This window comes from Streptomyces sp. DvalAA-14 (assembly GCF_900091855.1).
Lineage (GTDB): Bacteria > Actinomycetota > Actinomycetes > Streptomycetales > Streptomycetaceae > Actinacidiphila.
Genome location: NZ_FMCH01000078.1, coordinates 1 through 1,889 on the forward strand (window position 1 = coordinate 1; position 1,889 = coordinate 1,889).

Sequence of the window (1,889 nt, forward strand, 5' to 3'; positions counted from 1 at the left end):
GGCGCGGTGACCAGCGGGCGGCGCGTACCGCCCTGGTCGAGGCGGCCCGCCTCTTCGCCCGCACCGGCGCGCGCCCCTGGCTCGCGCTCACCACCGCCCAACTCGACGGTCTCGACGCGCCGGCGGCTCCGGCCGCCCCCGGCCTCGCCGCCCTCACCAGCACCGAGCGCCGCGTCGCCCTGCTCGTCGCCCAGGGCGCCACCAACCGCGAGACCGCCGGCGCCCTCACCGTCAGCGTCAAAACGGTGGAGGCCGCCTTGACCCGCGCCTACCGCAAACTCGGGGTCCGCTCGCGCGTCTCGCTCTCGCGCGCGCTGATGTCGGCCGGCGGGGAGTAGGCCCTCCCGGCGGGGAGGTGGGCGGGGCCGGGCCCGCATTTCCGGCCGGGGCGGGCCCGCCGCACCGGCAATGTCCCGGTCGGCACCGGACCGCCGCGGGGTGCGGCGACACCGTGGCTGAGCGCGCAGTTCCCCGCCGGTACCCAGGCCGGGGGCGCACCCGCACCGGCAACGTCCCGGCCAGCACCCGTCCGCCGCGGGGCGCGGCAACGCTGTGGCTGAGCGCGCAGTTCCCCGCGCCCCTACGGGGCCCGGCACCCACCCGGCGTCCACCGGCAACGCCCCGGCGGCACCCGTCCGCCGCGGGGTGCGGTGACACCGTGGCTGAGCGCGCAGTTCCCCGCGCCCCTGCGGGGCCCGGCACCCATCCGGTCTGCGCGGCCCGCGCGCCCCTGCCGGGACCGAACGCACGTGGCCCCGGGGCCGCAGACAAAGGGTGGCTGCGGGGCCGGGGTCCGGTGGGGTTGAGGGGGGTGGGTGGGGGGTCAGTGGCCGAAGAGGTGGCGGGCGTGGCGGCGGGGGGCGGGGTCGGTGGTGGCCGCGGCGTTGTCCGGGGTGAGGTCTTGGTCGGGGGTGGTGGGGTAGTCGGCGGCCGGGTAGTCCGGCTCGGTGGCGGTGGTGGTGTTCTCCAGGCGGGCGGCCAGTTCGTCCCGCTCCCGTGCTGTTTCGGCCGCGTCGCGGCGGGCCTCGGCGAGCTTGCGGGACTTGCGGCGGTGCATCGCCAGGCCGGCCCTTGCCATCATGGCGCCCAGGCCGAAGATCAGTGCGAGGGCGAGACCGGCACAGAAGATCGCCAGCGAGTTCATGGTGGCGAGGTGGTGCCCGAGAATCGTGACGTTGTAGTCCGGGCCGCCGTTCAGGTTGTCGGCCAGGGCGAGCCCGGTGAACGCGGCCGTACAGCCGACCAGCAGCAGTCCCAGGATCAGCATTGCGGTCACCTCCGATAGTGTGCTAGTGCCTCACGGCTACCCCCGACTCGGCGCCGCACGCACGCCGTTGGGACCGCGGTCTCACACCAGCCGCAGGGCCGCCTCCCGTACCACCCCGGTGTCCTGCCGCACCTCGGCGAGACCCGGCAGCGGGGGCGCCCCCGGCAGGCTCAGGGCGGTCGCCCAGGCCGTCAACTGCCCCCGGAAGCCGGTGTGTCCGGGCTCGGCGGTCCAGCTGCGGCGGCTGGCCAGGGCGGTACCGGCGTCCCACGTGTCGATGTGCAAGGTGGCCGACTCGTCGCGGGAGAAGGGCGAGGGCAGCGTCAGCGTGGCCACCGAGGCGGCGGCGGTGAACTCCAGCGTCTCCCGGTAGCCGCGGTGTTCCGGCACCCGCAGGTGCGTCGCGTCCACCACCAGTTCGGGGTCGGGCCGCCAGCGCGCCCCCACGCCGGCGCCGCCCGCCCACAAGTCGGCGTGCAGCAGCCGCCCGGCCAGTTCGCGCCCGCTGCCGGCCAGGATCGCGTGCACGATGTTGACCTGGTGGATGAGCGAGCCGCCGAGCCCGCGGGCGTACGCCTCCCGCCGCCGCGGGCCGGCCGCCGCCCCCAGCGCCCGGCGCAGC

3 protein-coding genes are annotated in these 1,889 nt (G+C 77.0%); 1 reads left to right on the forward strand and 2 read right to left on the reverse strand.

The features are described from left to right. A partial coding sequence (locus GA0115240_RS04080) for a response regulator transcription factor (protein ID WP_141708715.1) occupies positions 1 to 338 on the forward strand: 338 nt, incomplete at its 5' end. Positions 339 to 823: 485 nt separating this feature from the next. Here GA0115240_RS04080 and GA0115240_RS04085 read toward each other — a convergent pair. Continuing rightward, the gene (locus GA0115240_RS04085) at positions 824 to 1,276 is read right to left on the reverse strand and encodes a hypothetical protein (protein WP_141708716.1); all 453 of its coding nucleotides are present in this window, start codon (positions 1,274 to 1,276) and stop codon (positions 824 to 826) included. Between the two features lie 72 nt (positions 1,277 to 1,348). Further along, the coding region (locus tag GA0115240_RS36615; protein ID WP_161302008.1) for a hypothetical protein at positions 1,349 to 1,889 on the reverse strand (541 nt) is incomplete at its 5' end.